Here is an 18,389-nt window from a genome sequence, read left to right as displayed (position 1 = left end):
CGGCGTTAGAAATCTGCCTTTGAAACACAGCACATCTGGCCCGACACGGTCGCTTTGTCACGCAAAGCCTTGGTCAAGTACTCGCATCGCGAAAGGACGCCCCCGCTATCGAGATTCTTCAGGAACTCCGGGAGCTTGGGGCCGATATCCATTCCGAACGCATAGTCGGACACGTAGAACACGTTGATCGGCTGCCTCCCCCTCTGGAAGTGGAAATAGGCGCCGCCGTCCAGCACCAGGCGATCATCGCCATCCTTGATGTCGCATCGCTTGGCTAGCGCGAACAGCCGTGCGCGCTGCTCCTCGCGCACGAATGCCGGCGTCGACAACGGCTGACCCACGATCACGGCGTCGCCGGTGCGCGCAATTCTCAGCAGCTCGGGCGTCTGGAGGGCCAGCAACAGCACCATGCTCGCCATGGCAAGCAACATCCAATAGCACGCAAAAGCACCCGAGGCCGAGCGCATCCAGTTCGGTGCGGTCATCGCTGCGGGCAGCACCAGCAACAGCAGCACGACCAGCGCAGGCACGATGAGGCCAGGCGTGTAGAAATGCCAGGCACTCGGGTTGTACACGGTGCCGTGCAGCACCAGCCCTGCGACCAGCGCGATGCCGAGCAGGACGGTCCTGTCGAGCCGCTTGCCCGCGACTTGCACTGCGAAGCGAAGGACAGCGGCAACGAGCAACGTCAGGGCCAGCGCGTACAGGCTGGCCTTGAGCAGCATTCCGAAACGGTTGAGCCATGGCGCCATCCATTCGCTTTGGATCGCCGGCAGCCAGCTCGATTGATAGGCGGTGGTCACCGGCATGCGATCCATCACCAGTCCGAGCGAGGAAGTCAGGTTGCGCAAGGCCTCGCGCAGAAGAGCAGGCTTGTCGCTCGCGAGCAGACGGAAGTCCAATGTGTGCTGCGCGAGAACTTTCGCCATCTCTGGCGCGCCTGCGCAGCTCGCAGACAGCTGGGCATACTGGAACGACTGGAAAATGGCGAAGCCGGTCACGAGCATCGCGCCGGCCGCCCACAGCCGCCCAGCATCTCGAAAGACGAGCCAGGTGGAGGCCACCACCACCGGCGCAAAGAACAAGGCCTTGGGATGGGTCAGCAGGAACACCGATCCCATCAAGAAGAGCGCCGCGCATTTCAGGCTCTTCATGAGCAAGCCGTCCGATGCCTTGGCGGGCCAGAACAGCGCGAGCATGCAGTGCGCGACGAGCCCCAGCACCAGGAGCTGCTCCGAGCGCGCGAGGACGAGCACGAAGGGCAGCACGCCAAGCAGGTTGAACGAGAGGATCAGCGCCTGGAAGCGCCGCCTCGGAACAAGCGTTTGCGGATGGCGGCCAGCCCACACCCACAGCAGCAGCAGCCAAGCCGTACACAGTGCGATTCCCCTGATCCGGAGACCGATGCCCGTCGCATCCGAATACACGATGGCATTGAAGACGGCACCTGGATACCACGATGCCGGGATGGCTGCCAGCAACGGACGGCATTGGGGGAACAGGTTCAGCAGCGCGCCTCCTTCGATCAGGAAGCGTGCGCGGGCCATCTGGATCGCGATCTCGTCGGAGTAGATCGGAATCAGCAGGGCGACCACCGCCGTCGCGATGGCGAATGCGAGGATGACCAGGGACGCCCAGTCCTTCGATCTTGCTGCTGAGGGCGCTCGACGCTGAATAATCACGTGCGAAGACGAGGAGGCGCAACCTTCAGGCGCCGCACCCCGAGGTCAGGAAGATGATTCGCTTGACAGGAAGCTATTGCCACCCGCCGTTCATCCAGTTAGATGGCGCCAGGCCCTGCAGTTTCCTGTTCCAGGCTTCCAGAAGAAATGCCTCGAGTTCCTGGCTGCTGGGCTCACTCTCCACGTAGCGGGACGACTTTTGCTTGATTTCCGATGAGAGCCGACCTCGCCAGTCCTTGTCCGATGCCAACCTCAACGCCAAATTGACGTAGTCGTCCCGGCTCTTCGCGATCAGCGTCTCGGCGCCGATGTATTCATAGATGGCTGCAGTCCAGCGGCCAAATGGAACGTCCGCAGGCAGCGTGACCGTCGGTATACCCAGCATGGCGCCGTCGAAGCTCGAGGACATGCCGCAGAGAGGATAGGAATCCAGGCAGCAATCCACCGACTGCAGCAACAAGTGAGCATCGTCCTTGCTCATGGTCGACATGAAGACGACCCTTTCGTAGCAAGGACCGAGTCTTTCACGCAAGCGACTTCTCAGTGTCTTGGCCGGAGGATATTCCCCGCGAAGAAGCACCAGGATCGCCTCTTTATCGCGCTCCAATATCTCTTGAAAGATCCCGTCCATGTCGGGATGGATCTTGGGAGGCGTATTGGCGCACAGGTAAATGCGTGCATCAGGGCCCGCATTGAGCAACCTCTTCCTGATTTCTGCGCGTGCTTCCGGGCTGATGGCGCCCTTCTGCTCCACCTCCGGCCTTTCGATCCAGTAGGGAGGATGCCGGAAGAGCGACACCTTCGTCTTGTAAAAGTCGTCCAGTTGGACTGGCTCGGCCGGCTGCCAGGAAATGTAGTAGTCCGCGTGAGTCAGACCATCGGTCCAGTTCGGCTCCAACAGAACCATCTGGAGCGGTGCGAGCCGGGCCATCATCGGGTAGAACACCGCTGCAATGGAAGGACCCGACACGATGATGTCGAGTTCTTCGTCGGCGATGGTCTGGATAGCGGCATACATGTCGACATCCGAATACTGAACGGTCTTGCCAGCGCGAGCAATCCAGCTTTTGGCCGCAGCGGTTTTGCCAGCCTTTCCAGGACGCAGGAATACGGTCTCGAAGCGATCCTTGTCGAGCCGAGGCAAAAACCCCGACATCATCGGCATCGAATCGTGAACGATGAACCCGAGGCGCAGTTTCTTTCCTGATCTCTTTTGAACATCGACCGCATCCCTGACGTGCGCCGCTGTGAAGTTGAGCTTGGGCCAGGTATTGAAGACCACTTTCTCGAAGGCGCCCATCGCAGTCCCATACAGTTCGGGCGCAACGAGGCAGAAGATGTACTGCCAAGGCGTCCAATTGTTGGTCATATCCGCGATCGGCTCCGTCAGCTCCACCAGATTTTCAGAGATGCGAAGGGCGGCCTCGATGAACCCGCCAATGTCGATGTCGGGCGAGATCGGATGCCGCGGGATCATGGGCGGCGTCATTTCGTCAAGGATCTGAAGCGCCCTGCTCGCCTTGCCATGGCCTTGGAACGCAAGTCGCAGGGCATCGTAGACCCCCGCACTGAAATCTGCAGGCAGGTGCAGGTAGCGGCAGAAGAACACCAGCACCTTTGCAATCTTGAGGGGCTGGGGATTCTTCCGAAGATAAGTGAGAAAGTCCTGCCTCAGAAAGGGCACATCGCTTGGCCCAACTCGCAGTTCGATGTCCTGAAGATTGATCACGAAATCGACTGGAGCACTCATGCTGGCCCGGTAAAAGTCCAGCATGGAGACGGGCGGTGGCAGTTTTGACGCTTCCAGCGAATCCAGGAAGTCCCTATAGCGGTCGTACTCGAATCTCTTGGCACAAATCTTCACGTACAGCGCCATGAGCTTGGCTGCGCCCGGATAGTGAAGGAGCCCCTGTTCGAGCAGTTCCAGGCATTCGTCCAATTCGGACAAACAGACGAAGGCCAAGCTCGAGAGATGATAGTCCTCCAGATCCTTGGGGATACGTGCAGCCAATTTGCGGTGAACAGCATTTGCCTCATCGGTCCGTTCCCTGAGCAACAGCAGCTCAGAAACCTGCCAAAGCGCGAGAGCGTCGTCCGAACTCTCCCAGATCGAACGGATCTTTTGCTCCGCAAGCTGCTCGAGCCCGTGGCTGAGGCAATGGTCGATCAGTCCCACCTGGATTTGTGGATCGGGGAACCTGGCAAAAAGGACCTCGCAAGCTTCCACTTCCGAATTCGCGCCCGGGACTGCAGTCCGGACCACGCGATTCATCTGGCGCAGCTGCGCGCAAATGAGTGCAAAGTGATCGATCAGCTCCAGCGCATCGGGGAAGGTCCGGATCCCCGACTCGAACATATCGGCAGCTCGCTCCGGATTGCCCAGCCTGTATTCCGAGAGAGCCGAATGCACGAGCCCCAGTGGATTTTCCGCAGGGCGTGCCGCCAATCGCCGGTAGATGGCCATCGCTTCCTCGCTGCGCTCGTGAGACAAGAGCACATCCGCAAGCCGCCAGAGGAGGACGTTGTCATCCGAGCTTTCCAGGAGGCGACTGACCTTTTGTCCGGCCAGGTCTGTGAAGCCGCTTTGCAGGCAATGCGCGATCAAGCTGGACTGAACCTGGGAGTCCGGATACCTGTCGAACATCTGCTCGCAGACTTGCCTTTCATCTTCCTTGTCCGCAGCGAAATGCCGAATGGCGCGATCGATCTGGTCGAGTTCGGAACAGATGCGTACATAGTGCTCCAGCAACAACGGCAGATCCGGGTACTGTCGAAGTCCCGCTTCCATCGCGGCAATCGACTCGCTCGGCCTGTGCAGTCGTTGCTCGGAGAGGCCGGCATACAAATACGCCTCCGGGCTCTTCAGCTTGGCGCTCGCCAAGCCCCGATAGATTGCTGTGGCTTGCGACTGATTGCCGGCGATGAGGGCGAGATCAGCTTGCGCCCAGAGACTCTGCGAATTGATGGATCGAGAAAACCACGGACGCAGCAACGCCTTCAACTTGCTCATGGCTTCAATATTTCTTCCACACAACGCGATTCACGTAGTCGACATAGCTGTGGAGGACCCGAAGCACCTTGTCGGAAACATTGGGCATGCTGTAGTCGGCGACCAAGCGCAGGCTCCGATCAGCCCCTCGCGGTTGCGTTTCGAGGATGGCAAGGCCCTGTCGGACGCGCTCGACGCCCAGTCCCACCATCATCACTGCGGCCTCCTCCATGCCCTCGGGCCGCTCGTGGGCCTCGCGCAGGTTGAGCGCCGGGAAATTCAGGATCGAGGATTCTTCGTTGATCGTGCCGCTGTCCGAAAGCACTGCCCTCGCAGACATCTGCAGCTTCACATAGTCATGGAAGCCGAGAGGCTTCAGTAGGCGGACCTGCGGGTGAAAGCTGGTCGACGTGGCCTGGACTCGTTTCTGCGTTCGCGGGTGCGTGGAAACGATCACGGGCAGGTCGTGGTCTTCGGCTATCGCGTTCAAGGTGGAGACCAGGTTGCCGAAAGAGGCGTCTGACTCGATGTTCTCCTCTCGATGTGCACTGACCACGAAGTAGTTGCCCTCGGTCAGGTCCAGGCGCTGCAGCACATCGGATGCCTGGATCTGGGGCATGTAATAGTGCAGCACCTCGTACATGGGACTGCCGGTCTTGATCACCTGGTCGGGCGGCAATCCCTCCCGCAGCAGGTAGTCGCGTGCAATCGTGCTGTAGGTGAGATTGATGTCAGCCGTGTGATCGACGATTCGGCGATTGATCTCTTCCGGCACCCGCAGATCGAAGCATCGATTGCCGGCCTCCATGTGAAAGATCGGAATCTTGCGTCGCTTGGCCGGAATCACCGACAGGCAACTGTTGGTATCGCCGAGCACCAGCATTGCCTCAGGCTGGACTTCTCCGAGGACACGATCGACCTCGATGATGAGATTGCCGATGGTGTGCGCCGCGCTGGTGCTCCCGGTTGCGCTGTTCAGGAAGTGATCCGGCTTGCGCAGCTTCAGGTCATCGAAGAAGACCTGGTTCAACTCGTAGTCGTAATTCTGCCCCGTGTGGACCAGCACGTGTTCGCAGTGCTCGTCCAGCGCCGCGAACACACGCGACAAACGAATGATCTCGGGTCGCGTGCCGACCACCGACATGACTTTCAGCTTCTTCATAACTCAGAGTGTCAGAGCGGACTGGCGTAGGTGTCCGGCTTGGCCCGGTCGAAAAGCTCGTTCGCCCACAGCATGACGATCATCTCGTCCTGCCCGATGTTGGTAATGTCGTGCGTCCAGCCCGGCGCGGTCTCGACGATCTCGGCCTCGTCGCCCTTCGTGGTGAACTCGTAAGCCTCGCCGGTCTGCATGTGGCGGAACTTGAAGCGCGCATGGCCCTTGATGACCAGGAACTTCTCGGTTTTGCTGTGGTGGTAGTGGCCGCCGCGGGTGATGCCGGGATGCGCGGTGAAGTAGGAGAACTGGCCGCTGTCGTGCGTTCTGAGCATCTCCACGAACACGCCACGCGGGTCCGCATGGCGCGGCACGCCGTACTTGAACTCCTCCACCGGAAAGTAGCTGACGTAAGTCGAATACAAGGCCCTCACGAGCCCGGTCCCGACGCGCTCGGTCACCAAGGTGCCCCGGCTTTCCTTGAATCTGGCGATCAGGTCCGCCACCTCGCCCACCGTGGTCGAGTATTGGGGCGCTACCGTCGCGAAGCCGGCGGCGTCCACCGATGCATCGGCGCCGTCCAGCAGTTCGGTGAAACGCGCCACGAGGTCGTCGATGTAGACGAGCGCCAGAGGCGCTGACGGATCGCGCACCTCGATCGGGAGGCCGCGAGCAATGTTGTGGCAGAAGGTGGCCACGGCCGAGTTGTAGTTCGGGCGGCACCATTTGCCGAACACATTGGGCAGCCGAAAGACATGCGCCGGGAAGCCATGGCGCTTTGCGGCGGCCAGGACAGCCTGCTCCGCTCCTCGCTTGCTCTGGCCGTAGGCGTTGTCCCGCTCAGCCTGGATGGAGGAGGTCAGGACAAAGGGAATCTTCCTGCCGCTCGCCTCGATTTCCCGGGCAACCGCGTCGCACAGCGACTGCGTCAGCTCAAGGTTTCCCGTGGTGAACTCCTTCGGGTCCTGCGGCCGATTGACGCCCGCGAGATGGAACACGAATGTCACGCCGTGCAGCAGTTCCGGCAGCTGTGAGACGCTGTTGCCGGATTCGAAAGCGACGACCTCCACGTCCTTGCGCTCGGAGAGCGCCAGGCGGAGATTCTTGCCGACAAAACCGCCGGCACCGGTGATGAGCACCTTCACCCGATCACCCTTCCAGCACGGCTGGCTCGCCGCGAGCGACCTTTTGCATGAAGTCGAGCCTCAGAAGCAGTTGCTTCATGCCCTCGACGTCCAGGCGCGTGGTGTTGTGCGAGTTGTACTCTTCGCCGTGCAGAGCCCGCGTGATGCGGCTTTCGCCCTCTTCGACGAACTTCGCGTAGTTCAGGTCGCGTCCGTCCGGCGGCACACGGAAGTAGTCGCCCAGGTCCTCCGCGCAGGCGCGCTCCTCTTTGCTGAGGAGCGACTCGAACAGCTTCTCGCCATGCCGCGACCCGATGATGGCAATGGGGTGGTCCTTCTTCTTCATCAGGTCCAGGATGGCCTGGCTGAGGACATCCATGGTGGCGGCAGGCGACTTCTGGACGAAGATGTCGCCGTTCTGCCCGTGCTCGAAGGCGTAGAGCACCAGGTCGACCGCGTCCGGCAGCGTCATCATGAAGCGCGTCATGTCCGGGTCGGTGATCGTGATCTCCTGGCCGTCGAGGACCTGCTGCACGAACAGCGGAATGACCGACCCCCGGGAGGCCATCACGTTGCCGTAGCGCGTGCCGCAGATCACGGTCCCGGTGCCTTCGAGGTTTCGACTCGCGGCCACCATGACCTTCTCCATCATCGCCTTGCTGATGCCCATGGCGTTGATCGGATAGACCGCCTTGTCGGTGCTCAGGCACACCACCCGCTTGACGCCCGCGGCGACCGCGGCCTCGAGGACGTTCTCGCCGCCGAGTACGTTGGTGCGAACCGCCTGCATCGGATGGAATTCACACGACGGCACCTGCTTGAGGGCGGCCGCGTGGAACACGTAGTCGACGCCACGCATGGCAGCGGCCAGGCCGTGTGCATCACGCACGTCGCCGATGTAGAACTTGAGCTTGGCGTGGTTGTAACGCTTGCGCATGTCGTCCTGTTTTTTCTCGTCCCGGCTGAAGATCCTGATCTCGCCGATGTCCGTCTGGAGAAAGCGCTTGATGACGGCGTTTCCGAAGGACCCCGTGCCGCCTGTGATCAATAAGGTCTTGTTGCTGAATGGCGTTTGCATCTGAAATTGGGGCTCGAGGCTCGATGTGGGTTGACTGGGTCGGCGAGGGGAAAGCCTGTCCGCCGGGGCCGCGCGAACGTCACTTGCGTGAGATGGCGGCAACCAATCGCGCACTGTAGCGCAATCTCCAGCCGGGGCTTGCGCGAACGCGCCGCCACGGCCGCCCTGAACAGGCTCTGAAAGCGTCCTCAGGATTGCGCGGAGATCGCGTCTGCGAGCACCTGGACGACGCCATCCTGCATTTCCCGCGTCAGCCCCACCCAGAGAGGGAGGCGGATGAGGGATTCGGATTGGCGATCAGTGACATCCAATGTGCCATGCGCCCTTCCATAGCGTCGTCCCGCCGGCGAAGAGTGCAACGGAACGTAATGGAAGACAGCCGCGATGTCGGCCCGCTTGAGCGCATCCAGCACTTTTTGCCGATCGATCCTGGGTGAGAGCACCACGTAGTACATGTGAGCGTTGTGCCGGCAACCCTCAGGCACTGTTGGCCGACGGAGAGCCCCGGCTGTCTCCAGATGCTCCACAAGGACGTGGTAGCGGTCCCAGGCATCCATGCGCATCTGCGTGATGCGCTCGGCCTCTTCGAACTGCGCCCACAGGAAGGCGGCGATCAGTTCGCCCGGCAGAAAGGAGGAGCCGACCGACTGCCACGTGTATTTGTCCACCTCGCCCCTGAAAAAGCGACCGCGGTCGGTGCCCTTCTCACGGATGATCTCCGCCATCTGGACCAGGGCTGGTTCGTTGACGAGGAGCGCCCCGCCTTCCCCGGAGATCACGTTCTTGGTTTCGTGGAAGCTGTAGGCCCCCAGTTGGCCGATGCTGCCCAGGGGCTTGCCTTTGTAGCTCGCCATGACACCCTGCGCGGCGTCCTCGACCACCGTCAATCCATGCCGTTCGGCGATGGCCATGATCGCGTCCATCTCGCAGGCTACGCCCGCATAGTGGACCACCGCGATGCCGCGCGTGCGCGGGGTGATCGCCGCCTCGATGAGCGATTCGTCGATGTTCAGCGTGTCGGCGCGGATGTCAACAAACACAGGGACGCCGCCCCTCAGCACGAATGCGTTGGCCGTCGATACGAAGGTGTAGGACGGCATGATGATCTCGTCGCCGGGCTTCACATCCATCAGCAGCGCAGCCATCTCCAGCGCCGCAGTGCACGAGTGCGTGAGCAGCGCCTTGCTACAGCCGGTGCGCTCTTCGATCCATCGGTGACAGCGGCTCGTGAACAGCCCGTCTCCTGCGAGCCGGCCATTGAAGTGCGACTCGGCGATGTAGTAGAGCTCCTTGCCCGTCATGTACGGCCAATTGAAGGGGATCTTGCTGTTTGCCATATTGGTTGTTTGCTTGCTGCCACCGATCCGGTGCTGCGTCAGCGTCCTTGGACGCAACGATAGCGACTCGGCCCGCCGGCAGCCTCTGGAGGTCTTTCGGTTTGCTGCAATTGTCCACCGTGGTGCTCCCGGCAGTAAACGCCAAGCAGGCGGATCTCCTCGTCCGAGGCGACCAGCGGCACCCCCTCCCCCGACAGCAGGCGCGCAATCATTCCCCGGCCTGCGCGGGCTTCCGCGTGGGCGACAGAGAATGGCGCCAGGGTCGAGACGCCCAATCCGTAGAGCTTGTAGTCCAGCACTGCCTGCGAGGCGCCGAGGACCGGGTACGCGGCCTCGAAGGGAAAGCCTCCGCCCCAGATCACCACGGGATAATCAGGAAACCCGGCGATGCGGGCGCGCGCGTGCGCGTCGACTGTGTTCGTCGACCTCGACTCGGAGAGCACGTTGAACGCATTGACCGCCACCGCCATGAGGAGCAACGCGAAAAGCGCCCGATTGCGAACCGAGACAGCGCGAGCCCCCTGCAGCAGCGGAGCGATCGCCAGGAGGCTGACCACCGGCAGGTAGACGCGAATGATGCCGGGCCTCCCGAGGAAACCCATCGCGACGATGGCGGCGAGAAAGATTGCCCACGCCATGAACAACCCTCGGCTCGGCCGCAGCATGGCACCGAGCACTCCGACGACGACGAAAACCCAGAGCGATGGATGCCCTAGCGCCTTGAGACTGATCAGCGCATTGGCCCACGCATGATCCTGGCGCGGCAGAGGACCGGCCTCTGACAGCATGGCGTCCAGCCTTACCGGATTGGCAATCCCTGGGTCGACGAAGAACCACTTTTCCATCAAGGCGACATCGTTGAGGCTGTAGCCATGCCGCTCGACAATGTCCGGGCGGTTGCGCAAGGACTCGCCGGCACGAAAGTCCGTCAGTCGAGCGCGAACCGGGTTGAGTGCATTGAACTCTTGCCACTCTTTCGTCTGGTACGCACGATGATCGAAGATCGCAGCGGCTGCAATGGCACAGCAGACTGCCAACAGGACGACCTGCACGCGCCTGGATCGCAGCGGGCGCCAGGGAAGAAGCGGAAGGGCGACCGCCAGCACGAGCAGACACTCCTGGCTCCGGATCACATAGCTCAAGAGGGCGAGCAACGCGCTCGCCACCAGTGTCCGCGCAGGGCGTTCGACCGAATGCACGCACCAGAGGATCGCAGCTGCGACCATGAGCATGCCCGCGTTCACGGTGAACTGGGGAAAGAGCATCGGGCGCACGAACAGGAGGCCGGCGGCTGACAGGCTCAGCACACGACCCGCACCGAGACGCAGCATCCCGTACGTCAACCCGGCGCACGCGATGAGGAGGGCCGCGATCGTCGCGCTCGAGTAGCCCAGCAGTCCGCCGAAAGCTGGAATGCTGCGCGCCATGTAGCCCCACAGCACGTTCGAGAACATGAGGTAGGGAGGTGCGCCCGGCGCGGCGATGCCGTAGCCGTGCGTCACCATGGACATGGCGACGTCGTCGTTGGTCTCCCACCTCGGTGGCGAGAGCATGTACAAGACGACCAGCAGCGCCGATGCAGTTGCGAGCGCCGTCGCCAACGCGAGCCACGCCGGCGAGCGCCGTGCTTCCCCGCCTGCTTCAGCCACGGGCAATCGCCACCGTACCGATCACGATCATCGCGACGCCAAACACCTTTGCCAGCGTGACCGGCTCGTTCAGCAACCAGGCGCTGAGAGCCAGGACGATCACGAAGTTCAGGCTCATGAAGGGATAGGCGTGGCTGAGTTGAAACTTGGTCATCGCCGCGATCCACGTGAGCGAGGCCAAAAAGGCCGCCGTCAAGCCGGAAACAACCCACGGATCGAACAGCACGCCGAAAATGTAGCGGACCTTGTCGGCGAGTTCCGCGGGCAGGTGGCCGTGGAATCCGACGCGCCACTTGAGAATGAGTTGGCCGTAGACGGTGAAGCCTATGGTCGCTGCGATATAGATGTAATCGGTCAGCCGCGCGATCATGAGCCGTCCTGCACGGCAAGTCCGAAGCCGCTCTTTCCGTAGCCGTTGCCGTTGTAGAGCATGTATCTCGAGCCCCCATGCTCGAACACGAAGGGGTACTCGATCATTTCGGCATCCCATCCTTCTTTGGAGACCTCGATGCCCGCTTCTTCCAGCCGGAGCGTCCAGTCGGATCCGTTTTCACTCGACGCATAGCCGATTCGATAAGTCTGGCCCGTGCCGCTGCGATACGAGAACCACATGTGATAGCCCTGCGCATCCTTCAGGACCGTCGGGCGCGAGAACGCCTGAGCCTTGTCGACTTCGTAGGGCACGGCCGCGCCCTCGCGACGCCAACGGTTGCCATCCTCGGACGAGGCATGGCGGATGACGTGCACCATCTCGCCATTTCCTCCATCCCAGGTGAGGGTCGAGCCATACCACATGCGGCATCGGTCGCCCGGGCCGTCGCTCATCACCCACGGATACGAAAGACTGACCGGATCGACCGCATCCAGCGACATGAACGCACCATCCCCGTCCAATGCGAGCCGCAGATCGCGGTCGACGGCCAGGCGCCCGATCTCGCCGCGCCAATGTGCATCGGGCGGGTTCTGCCAGCCCATGAAAAGCATGTAGTGCCCGAAGCTCGTCTCGTAGCAGTTGCCGATGCTCACGCCGTCTGCGTAGAAGCTGCCGGCGGGGCCATGCTCGAACAGCGGTGCAAAGTGCTCGTGGAGCACCCGCCGCTTCACGATATCGATGTCGACCGCACCTACCGATGAGCGCTGCCGATCATCGCGGCCACTGTAGAACACGCGGTAGGTATCCCCGGCCAATGGCACTGCCAACGGGTTGGCCGCATGCGTGAGGAGCTTGGGATGGCGGTCTCCGCCAGGGCAGTAGAGACAGCCCAGCTTCTTCCAGGGCACAGTCATATGCCTCTCAAGCGGGTGCTCGGCACGCGTGATCGCTCGGTGGCCGGACCGATGTAGACCCCTTCGGCTTCGGCATCGGCCAGCAGCAGCGCGCCAGCGCCGATCACGCATCGCTCGCCGATCTTGATGTGATCCCGCAGCGTCGCGTTCACACCGATGAAGCATTGCTCCCCGATCTCGACGCCGCCCGAGACAACGACATGGGAGGCAAGGAAGCAATGGTCCTTGATCGTCGAGTGATGTCCGATGTGGTTGCCGCTCCAAAGCGTCACGTTGTTGCCGATCCGCACGAAGGGCTGGATCGTGTTGTCCTCGAAGATGAAACAGTTCTCGCCGATCTGCCCATCGTTGCGCACGGTCGCGGCCGGACTGACAAAGCTTGCAAGGCGATAGCCTTTTGCCTTGGCGGCCAGGTACTTCTCCTTGCGGGTCGCGTTCAAGCGGGAGTAGCTGAGCGCCACGAACATCTCGAAATCAGCCGGCGAATAGCGATCGAGGACATCCTCGAAGGGGATCACCGGCAGTCCGCAGAAGGTCGGCGCAGTCACGAAGGCAGCATCCACCGTGAAGGCCGCGACCTCGAAATCGGATTCCGAACTGAAGTAGTAATGGGCCAATTCGGCAATGTCGCCGGTTCCGAAGATGACAAGACGCTTGGTCATACCTGCTTCCTGACAAGGATGGTGAATTCGTACAGCCCATAGTCATGCAGCAGGGCCACGTTCTTTGCATAGCGGCGCTTGCACAGGTCGAAAAGACGGCACGGGTCCGCGTAGTACAGGTCTGGCCGCATGCGATCGGCGTCGGAGTACGAGGTCAGGCAGTTGAACGCGAATCCGAACCGGCTGGTCCGGTCGAGCTGGTCCAAGGTCGCCTCCAGGTACGCCTGCCACTGCGCATCCGTACGCTCCATCCGGACATTGAAGATGCCGCTCGCCACCCCATAGTCCCCGATGTCGTCGGGAACGCTCGCCTGGATGAAGCGCGCATTGGGATGGTCCTTCAGTCGCTCGCGTGCCGCATCGATCATGCTGGCAGAAACGTCGACACCCAGATAACGGATCTCCGGGCGATCCGCCGCCAGAAGATCGAACAGTGCACCATAGCCGCAGCCCAGGTCGTTGACGGACACCTCCCCGGGCCGGTCGATGATTCTGCAAAGCTGGCGGAAACGCAGGACCTGGCTCTCCTCCCCGTTCCAATCGACCCCGCGCGGGCTCAGACCATGCTCGGCCAGCTTGCCCGAATAGTAGGCGGCCACGTCCGCCAAGAGATTCTGATTGCCTTCTTCAACCATTTCGCGCTCCAGATCGGGGGTTGGCCTCGAAGTACAGGACCAGGGCTTTCTCGGACCGCGAGAAGCATTTTTGAATCAGGTGGGCAGGCAACATCGTGCTCCGATTGAGAACCATGCCGAGTACGGATGGAAAGTGCGTCTTGAACTTGACCTGGCGTCGGCCCGATTCCTTTGTACGCTCCAGTTGCGACATGCCGAGCTTGGAACTCTCGCTTCGCTTCACCAGGAAGTTCGAGATCGGCAGCAGGAGGTTCGAGACAGGAAAAGTCAGCCCTGCGAGGTGCTGCAAGCTCCACTGGTTGGCAGCGGCCAAGGCCTCGATGCTCGACCTCGTGTATCGCCTGCAGTGCCCGGCGATGTCATCCTCGATGCCCCAATGCGCGGGAGACCCGGGCACAAGGCCGATCATCAGCCCCGACGGCTTCAAGACTCGCTCGGCCACTCGCAGGAATTGGGACTGCATCGGATCTTCCAGGTGCTCCATCACCATGCACGAGATGACGAGGTCCGCCTTGCTCTCCTGATCGGTCGCAAGAAAGTCCTGGTTGACCGCAGAGAATCGATGTTCGGAAATCTCGGCGGCGAAGCGCTCCCGCAGTCTGCGGATCGTCCTGGGCTCCAGGTCGTAGGAACACCCCGTCCAACCGCGGCGCAGGAGCACTTGCGTGATCTCGCCGCTGCCCGGTCCGATCTCGATGAAGCGGCCGGGCGGAAGCCGCCGCAGCCTCTCGTCGAGGTACATCAATTGAAGAATGGTTCCGGGTGGCAATACCGCCATGCTGCGACCTTCGATGTCAGGACCGGGCTTCGCGCGATCGTTCAAGTGCCTGGCTTCCTGCGCGACTCGAGATAACCGTTCACCGAGAGCGGCTCCTGGAAATCAAAGCCCAGGATCTCTCGTGCGTGCGGCGGCAAGAGAACGCCATCGAGGACGCCCGCAATCTTGATCTGCTGCTTGAAGTAAGGAATGTTGTAGACGTGGTTCACCGCGCGACGCGCCCGGACGCTGCGGTTGTAGCCGCCCGAATGGAAAGCCATGCAATCGAGAAGGATGAACTGGCCCGCCCTGGCTTCGATCTGCACGGCATTCTTGCGAATGTGGCCCGGCGACGGAAAGGGCCCCATCCTGTGCGACGCAGGCAGCACGAAGGTCGCGCCATTGTCGGCCGTGAAATCGTCCATGCAGAACAGGGCGTTGATGGCCAGGGGCGTGCTTGAAACGAAGTGCTGGTACGGCAGGTCCCGGTGCCAGGCGCCCTGGTTGTAATTCTCCAGGGGCGGGTTGATCACCCCGTTCTGCTGATTCAGCACGAACTTTCCGCTGATCAGCATGCCGACGGCTTTCAGTACGTGTTCGTTCAATGCCAGCCGCAGGAAAGCGCCATCGCCGTAGGCCAGCATCAGGCGGATATTGTTGAGTTCGTCGAGGCTCTCGAGAAAGGCCTGGCCGTGGCGAGCGACGTAGGCCTCCCGGATTTCATCGAAGGCGTTGGAGAGGTCCTGGAGCTCGGACTGCGTGTAGCCCGAATCGATCGTGGCATATCCGAGGACGCGCACCTGCTCCGCCGCCTCCGCGAGCGGCCCTTCTGCCGCCGCCCGCTCCAGAACACCGTAGCAGGACGACGGAATCTCACGCGTTTCCTGATTCAAGGATGGCCCTCCTGTCCCCGGCCGTACACCTGTCGCACGATGGTGTATGGCCGCTGCTTCACTTCCGAGAATATCTTGGCAATGTAGATGCCCTGCACCCCGATGAAGAAGATGATGAGCCCGGAAAAGAGCCAGATCGACGCGATGATCGATGTATAGCCGTCCGGCGGCGCCGACGACGAGAAGTAGCGGGCCCCCAGGTACAGGATGTAGAACACGGCTGTCATCGAGATCAGCAACCCCGAATAGAACGTGAACACCAAGGGCAGACTGCTGAACGAAGTCACTGCATTGACCAGGTGACTGAGCTTGCGCGACAACGAGTAGGTCGTCGGGCTCGTCGCATGCTTCTGGACCGTGAGTTGCACCTGCTTGAAGCCGGTCGTCACCCAAAGCCCACCGATGTTGAGCTCACGCTCCTGGTGCCGCAGGAGCCCCTCGACGTACCTTCGCGACATCAGCCGGGCCGTCACGATGTTGTTGGGCTGCGCGACGCCGGTCAGCAGACGAAAGGCCCGATAGAACACGGCGCCGCTCACCTGCTCGAAGAAGCCGCCGCGGCGGCTGGACTGGGCGCCATAGACCACGTCGCACGACGCCTCCTCCATTTGGGCAGCGAAGGGGATCAGCCACTCGGGTTCTTCTTCCAGATCACTGTCGATCAGAAAGACGTGCTGGCCCCTGGCGGCCGCAAGGCCGGTCATCATGGCCTTGTGGTGCCCGAAGTTGCGCGAAAGATCGACCACAACCACATGCGGGTCGGCCTCCGTCAGCGCGATGGCTCTCGCGAGACTGTCGTCCGGGGAGCCGTCGTTGACGAGAACGATCTCGAACGCCTCACCCGCCAGTTGCCGGGCCGCCTCGGTGGCGCGTCGATGGAATTCGGCAATGTAGGGCGCCGATTGGTACAGCGTCGCAACGATCGAGAGTTTCACGCTGCAGACCTCATGCAATGCCGCGCATCCTTGCCGCAGTTGAACAGGAGATCGAGGACCGTCACGCCATGGGTGAATTCGCCCCACAACTGCGGATACTCCGGATAGCCCGCATAGTCGAACCAGGCAAGCGCAACGCCTCGCTCACGGAAGACTTCCTCATCCACGTAGCTCTTGGCCGACGGGCCGGAGATGTATTCGGTGCCGCCGGCCTGCACGCACAAGTCGGCCAGGCGCTCGGTCTTGCCCTCTGCCAGGGAATACTGGGCGGAGTCGCTAATGGTCGTATCGATACCCAGGTACTTGCAGATCGCCTCGATGAACCGCCTGTTCAAATCGGACAGGTGCGAATACGTCTGCCCATACAACGGCTCGACCCACTCGGCGATCTCATCGAAGTGCGCGGCACGCGCATAGTTCTGGGCCAGAGACTTCCAGTGCGTGCCTCTCCAGTCCTGCCCATCGATTTCCGTTTCCCTGATCTTTTGCTCGTACTTCCCTTTCACGCGAACAGGAACCGTCAACCACTGAAGCCCTTGCGGGGTCTTGATCTGGTTCCGATTGCGCCAATCCCGCCGGGTGTACTGCATGTCGTCGTAGAGAATGAACTCATCGACTGCGGCAATGAGGTCGAAGTAACCCTTCCAAGGGATGTAGTTCGACTGGACAATGGCAATTTTCTTCAATTCGTGTCTCGTGCGCGAGGTTCTCGAGGCGCCGCGCACGGCGCGAGGTCGTGCATGCCGGTGACCTCAATCGAACACTTCGGCCGTTCGGAATGCGGCGGCCGCGGAATCCTTGGCCGACAGGCTCGGCAGGCCGCCGACATCAGGCCAGCGGATGTCCAGTTCCGGGTCGTCCCAGGCGATTGCGCGCTCATGGGCCGGCGCGTAGTAGTCGGTCGTCTTGTACATGAAATCCGCTGTCTCACTCAGCACGAGAAAGGCGTGTGCAAAGCCTGCGGGCACCCACATCTGCTTATGGTTGTCCTCGCTCAGTTCCACGCCGACCCATTGGCCGAAGGTCGGCGACGACTTTCTGACGTCCACTGCGACATCGAACACCGCTCCGCGAGCCACGCGGACCAGCTTGCCTTGTGGCTGCTCGATCTGATAGTGCAATCCACGAAGCACGCCTCTCGCCGAGCGCGAATGATTGTCCTGAACGAATTCGACGTGCTCACCGACGACTTCGTCAAAAGCCTTCTGATTGAAGCTTTCAAGAAAGAACCCACGCGAGTCGCCGAAAACCTTGGGCTCGATGACCAGGACCTCTGGGATGTTTGTAGGCGTGACCTTCATGAGCGAACCCCTTCAGCAAGCAAATGATTCAGGTACTTCCCATACCCGCTCTTTTCCAACGGACCTGCCAACTTCGCCAGTTGCTCGGTGCTGATGAACCCGTTGCGCCACGCCACCTCCTCCGGACACGCAATCTTCAGCCCCTGCCGATGCTCCAGCGTGGCGATGAACTGCCCGGCCTCGAGCAGGCTCTCGTGCGTTCCGGTATCCAGCCAGGCATAGCCGCGCTGCATGATCTGCACGTTCAGCTCGTCGCGCTCGAGGTAGGCCTGGTTGACGGCGGTGATCTCCAGCTCGCCTCGTGCGCTCGGCTTCACATCCTTGGCAATGTCGACCACCTGGTTGTCATAGAAATAAAGCCCCGTCACTGCGTAGCTGCTCTTGGGCTTGGCCGGCTTCTCCTCGATGCTGCTGGCCTTGCCCTTCGCATCGAAGGCGACCACGCCATAGCGCTCCGGGTCGTGCACATGATAGGCAAACACCGTCGCGCCCTTTTGCTTCCGGTCGGCGTCGGAGAGCAAGTGGAAGAAGTCGTGCCCGTAGAAGATGTTGTCTCCCAGCACCAGCGCGCTCGGTGAATCGCCCACGAACTTGTCGCCGATGATGAAGGCCTGCGCCAGCCCGTCGGGGTTCGGCTGCACCGCATACTGCAGGTTGATGCCCCATTGGCTCCCGTCGCCCAGCAATTGCTGGAAGCGCGGCGTGTCCTGTGGCGTGCTGATGATCAGGATGTCGCGCATGCCGCCCAGCATCAGCGTGCTCAAGGGGTAGTAAATCATCGGCTTGTCATAAACCGGCAGCAGCTGCTTGCTGATCGCCAGCGTGGCCGGGTGCAGGCGTGTGCCGGAGCCGCCAGCCAGGATGATGCCTTTGCGTTGCGTCATGGATTATTTCCGGTGGTGAG

The 18,389-nt window shown here is 61.5% G+C and carries 17 protein-coding genes; all 17 read right to left on the bottom strand.

The window, feature by feature from the left end:
• Positions 1-5: 5 nt before the first annotated feature.
• The gene (locus G3W89_RS03860; RefSeq protein WP_162572855.1) at positions 6-1,682 is read right to left on the bottom strand and encodes a hypothetical protein; all 1,677 of its coding nucleotides are present in this window, start codon (positions 1,680-1,682) and stop codon (positions 6-8) included.
• 73 nt (positions 1,683-1,755) lie between these two features.
• Positions 1,756-4,692 carry a tetratricopeptide repeat protein gene (locus tag G3W89_RS03855; RefSeq protein WP_162572854.1) on the bottom strand — a complete coding sequence of 979 codons (2,937 nt, stop codon included), beginning with the start codon at positions 4,690-4,692 and terminating at the stop codon, positions 1,756-1,758.
• Positions 4,693-4,696: 4 nt separating this feature from the next.
• Entirely contained in the window at positions 4,697-5,833 is a 1,137-nt protein-coding gene (gene wecB / locus G3W89_RS03850; RefSeq protein ID WP_162572853.1) for a non-hydrolyzing UDP-N-acetylglucosamine 2-epimerase, read from the bottom strand.
• 11 nt (positions 5,834-5,844) lie between these two features.
• Positions 5,845-6,972, bottom strand: coding sequence for a UDP-2-acetamido-2,6-beta-L-arabino-hexul-4-ose reductase (wbjC, locus tag G3W89_RS03845; RefSeq protein ID WP_162572852.1), 1,128 nt, complete (start codon positions 6,970-6,972; stop codon positions 5,845-5,847).
• Positions 6,973-6,976: 4 nt separating this feature from the next.
• Positions 6,977-8,029, bottom strand: a complete 1,053-nt coding sequence (locus tag G3W89_RS03840) for a polysaccharide biosynthesis protein (protein ID WP_162572851.1) — start codon at positions 8,027-8,029, stop codon at positions 6,977-6,979.
• A 188-nt stretch (positions 8,030-8,217) separates the two neighbouring features.
• Positions 8,218-9,366: a dTDP-4-amino-4,6-dideoxygalactose transaminase gene (rffA, locus tag G3W89_RS03835; protein ID WP_162572850.1), complete on the bottom strand. Its 1,149-nt coding sequence runs from the start codon at positions 9,364-9,366 to the stop codon at positions 8,218-8,220.
• A 38-nt stretch (positions 9,367-9,404) separates the two neighbouring features.
• Positions 9,405-11,015, bottom strand: coding sequence for a hypothetical protein (locus tag G3W89_RS03830; RefSeq protein WP_162572849.1), 1,611 nt, complete (start codon positions 11,013-11,015; stop codon positions 9,405-9,407).
• Positions 11,008-11,385: an EamA family transporter gene (locus G3W89_RS03825; RefSeq protein ID WP_162572848.1), complete on the bottom strand. Its 378-nt coding sequence runs from the start codon at positions 11,383-11,385 to the stop codon at positions 11,008-11,010. The genes G3W89_RS03830 and G3W89_RS03825 overlap by 8 nt, the downstream gene beginning before the upstream one ends.
• Positions 11,382-12,302 (bottom strand): hypothetical protein, encoded by a 921-nt coding sequence (locus tag G3W89_RS03820; protein ID WP_162572847.1) that lies wholly within the window; start codon positions 12,300-12,302, stop codon positions 11,382-11,384. Before G3W89_RS03820 ends, G3W89_RS03825 begins: the two co-directional genes overlap by 4 nt.
• Positions 12,299-12,964, bottom strand: coding sequence for an acetyltransferase (locus tag G3W89_RS03815; RefSeq protein WP_162572846.1), 666 nt, complete (start codon positions 12,962-12,964; stop codon positions 12,299-12,301). The genes G3W89_RS03820 and G3W89_RS03815 overlap by 4 nt, the downstream gene beginning before the upstream one ends.
• Positions 12,961-13,599: a class I SAM-dependent methyltransferase gene (locus G3W89_RS03810; protein WP_162572845.1), complete on the bottom strand. Its 639-nt coding sequence runs from the start codon at positions 13,597-13,599 to the stop codon at positions 12,961-12,963. The genes G3W89_RS03815 and G3W89_RS03810 overlap by 4 nt, the downstream gene beginning before the upstream one ends.
• Positions 13,592-14,422: a class I SAM-dependent methyltransferase gene (locus G3W89_RS03805; RefSeq protein WP_197893523.1), complete on the bottom strand. Its 831-nt coding sequence runs from the start codon at positions 14,420-14,422 to the stop codon at positions 13,592-13,594. The genes G3W89_RS03810 and G3W89_RS03805 overlap by 8 nt, the downstream gene beginning before the upstream one ends.
• Positions 14,419-15,249, bottom strand: a complete 831-nt coding sequence (locus G3W89_RS03800) for a phytanoyl-CoA dioxygenase family protein (RefSeq protein WP_232076304.1) — start codon at positions 15,247-15,249, stop codon at positions 14,419-14,421. Before G3W89_RS03800 ends, G3W89_RS03805 begins: the two co-directional genes overlap by 4 nt.
• A complete protein-coding gene (locus G3W89_RS03795; protein WP_162572844.1) occupies positions 15,246-16,184 on the bottom strand; it encodes a glycosyltransferase family 2 protein in 939 nt (312 codons plus the stop codon). The genes G3W89_RS03800 and G3W89_RS03795 overlap by 4 nt, the downstream gene beginning before the upstream one ends.
• Positions 16,181-16,870 carry a WbqC family protein gene (locus G3W89_RS03790; RefSeq protein ID WP_162572843.1) on the bottom strand — a complete coding sequence of 230 codons (690 nt, stop codon included), beginning with the start codon at positions 16,868-16,870 and terminating at the stop codon, positions 16,181-16,183. Before G3W89_RS03790 ends, G3W89_RS03795 begins: the two co-directional genes overlap by 4 nt.
• Before the next feature lie 66 nt (positions 16,871-16,936).
• Positions 16,937-17,485, bottom strand: coding sequence for a dTDP-4-dehydrorhamnose 3,5-epimerase (rfbC, locus tag G3W89_RS03785; RefSeq protein WP_162572842.1), 549 nt, complete (start codon positions 17,483-17,485; stop codon positions 16,937-16,939).
• The gene (gene rfbA / locus G3W89_RS03780; RefSeq protein WP_162572841.1) at positions 17,482-18,369 is read right to left on the bottom strand and encodes a glucose-1-phosphate thymidylyltransferase RfbA; all 888 of its coding nucleotides are present in this window, start codon (positions 18,367-18,369) and stop codon (positions 17,482-17,484) included. The genes rfbC and rfbA overlap by 4 nt, the downstream gene beginning before the upstream one ends.
• Between the last annotated feature and the right edge of the window lie 20 nt (positions 18,370-18,389).

The organism is Variovorax sp. PBL-H6, from assembly GCF_901827155.1.
Classification (GTDB): domain Bacteria; phylum Pseudomonadota; class Gammaproteobacteria; order Burkholderiales; family Burkholderiaceae_C; genus Variovorax.
This window is presented reverse-complemented; position numbering and strand designations above follow the sequence as displayed.

Excerpts from the sequence above, each read along its gene's own strand:
- G3W89_RS03855 (WP_162572854.1), bottom strand. The coding sequence starts at position 4,692 with ATGAGCAAGTTGAAGGCGTTGCTGCGTCCGTGGTTTTCTCGATCCATC.
- wecB (WP_162572853.1), bottom strand. The coding sequence starts at position 5,833 with ATGAAGAAGCTGAAAGTCATGTCGGTGGTCGGCACGCGACCCGAGATC.
- G3W89_RS03840 (WP_162572851.1), bottom strand. The coding sequence starts at position 8,029 with ATGCAAACGCCATTCAGCAACAAGACCTTATTGATCACAGGCGGCACG.
- rffA (WP_162572850.1), bottom strand. The coding sequence starts at position 9,366 with ATGGCAAACAGCAAGATCCCCTTCAATTGGCCGTACATGACGGGCAAG.
- G3W89_RS03825 (WP_162572848.1), bottom strand. The coding sequence starts at position 11,385 with ATGATCGCGCGGCTGACCGATTACATCTATATCGCAGCGACCATAGGC.
- G3W89_RS03820 (WP_162572847.1), bottom strand. The coding sequence starts at position 12,302 with ATGACTGTGCCCTGGAAGAAGCTGGGCTGTCTCTACTGCCCTGGCGGA.
- G3W89_RS03815 (WP_162572846.1), bottom strand. The coding sequence starts at position 12,964 with ATGACCAAGCGTCTTGTCATCTTCGGAACCGGCGACATTGCCGAATTG.
- G3W89_RS03810 (WP_162572845.1), bottom strand. The coding sequence starts at position 13,599 with ATGGTTGAAGAAGGCAATCAGAATCTCTTGGCGGACGTGGCCGCCTAC.
- rfbC (WP_162572842.1), bottom strand. The coding sequence starts at position 17,485 with ATGAAGGTCACGCCTACAAACATCCCAGAGGTCCTGGTCATCGAGCCC.
- rfbA (WP_162572841.1), bottom strand. The coding sequence starts at position 18,369 with ATGACGCAACGCAAAGGCATCATCCTGGCTGGCGGCTCCGGCACACGC.